Here is a 1,516-nt window from a genome sequence, read left to right on the forward strand (position 1 = left end):
GCACACCAAATGGCTCATATGGTCGCTGCCGTCAACGAAGAGGATTTAAGTTTTTCTCATATGAGATCGATCGGGTGATGCGACCCGAGCGCGCAAGCGACGATGAATCATGCTCATATCCGCGGATTGGCTACCGGCACTTCATCGATCCGTCGCGGGCCTGCCTCGCTCTAAAAGTCGTGGATCATCCTTTCGGAGCCTATGCAGCCATTACGAGGGTTGCCCTGCCGGGTGCGTGGGTCGCATCACCGAATCGATCTCGCTCATGTCGTGCCTCCTTGTGTTGCCTGCAATGGGGTGTCCGCCGCCTGAGCAACTGCCCACACGAAGCCGGTGAGTTCACGCGCCACGGCCACACACACCTTGTTCCTGTGCACTCCACGGGCGTCGAGCTTTGCGAAGCGCTGCGTCAGGCGTAGCTGCGCCGTCCAGCCAATAGCGCACAGCTGCTGGCTCAAGCCTTCCTGGCGCCGACGTGCACGCTCACCCAATCGTGGCTTGAAGCGGTAGCTCCACGCCGCCTCGCTCAGCATCCTTCTCGCATGCGCGTTGCCAGTCTTGGTGATACTGCCTCGTGCAGTGCGCTCACCGCTGGAGCGTTCCGAGGGCACCAGACCCAGGTAACCCATGAGCTTGCGCGGATGATCGAAGCGGCTGAAGTCCCCGATCTCGGCCACCAGTGCGATGGCGCAGGTCACGTCGATGCCTCGCAGCGCCTGCAGCGCCGATACCTGTGGCGCAAAGCGCCAATTCTTGACGTACTCGAGCAGTGCTGAGTTCAGGCGCTTGAGGCGTTCATCGCTAGCCTGCACAGCCATCCAGTAGTCCATAAATGCTGCCTGCGTTGCCACCTCGGAGAAGTTCAGCTTCCCGAGCCATGCATGGTGCGCCTGCGTCCAGGAGGTCTTGCCCGGGAAGCGCACGTCGTGGCGCAACAGCAGGGCCTTGAGCTGTTGGCGCAATTGGCGCCGGTCGTTCAGCGCATCTTCGCGGGCGCGTGCCAGGTCTCGAATGGCTTCGTCCTCAGGTCGAGGCACCCACACCGCGCGCAGTTGTCCCGCACGCGAGCACTCGGCCAATTGCGCGCAGTCGCGCCGGTCGGTCTTGATGCGGTCTCCGGGACTTCGAGGCATCTTCGACGGCGCAATGACCTCGCAGCTGTAACCCTTGGCCGTCAAGGCACGCTGCAGGCCCCAACCAGTGGGACCTGCCTCATAGACCACATGCACGGCTTCGGTGTTGCCTAGTTTGACGAGCAACTTCAGCAGCTTGGGAACGTCGTGCCTGATCGTGCCGATCACCTTGGCTGCCGCTCGCCCGGGCTCAGCCACTGCAACGGCAATGCTGTCCTTGTGAACGTCCAAACCCACGTGGATCTTGCTAATCTCTTGCATGGCCGGTCTCCTTTCCTTGCTGGTAGTGACCACGGTCTCCAGCATGTAGCTCGGCAAGCTCGCTTGCAACCTACGTCAGCGGAGACCGGCCGCTTCGCAAGCAGCGCGACCATGATGTCTAA

General features: G+C 61.7%; 1 protein-coding gene. It reads right to left on the minus strand.

What is annotated here, in order from left to right:
* Positions 1-263: 263 nt before the first annotated feature.
* Positions 264-1,394, minus strand: coding sequence for an IS110 family transposase (locus ACTJLF_RS34525; RefSeq protein WP_440884888.1), 1,131 nt, complete (start codon positions 1,392-1,394; stop codon positions 264-266).
* Positions 1,395-1,516 lie beyond the last annotated feature (122 nt).

Origin of the sequence: Variovorax sp. 22077 (assembly GCF_052044195.1) — a bacterium.
Lineage (GTDB): Bacteria > Pseudomonadota > Gammaproteobacteria > Burkholderiales > Burkholderiaceae_C > Variovorax > Variovorax atrisoli.

What these genes read in the sequence shown, in the direction of transcription:
- ACTJLF_RS34525 (WP_440884888.1), bottom strand. Translation starts at nt 1,394, where the DNA reads ATGCAAGAGATTAGCAAGATCCACGTGGGTTTGGACGTTCACAAGGAC.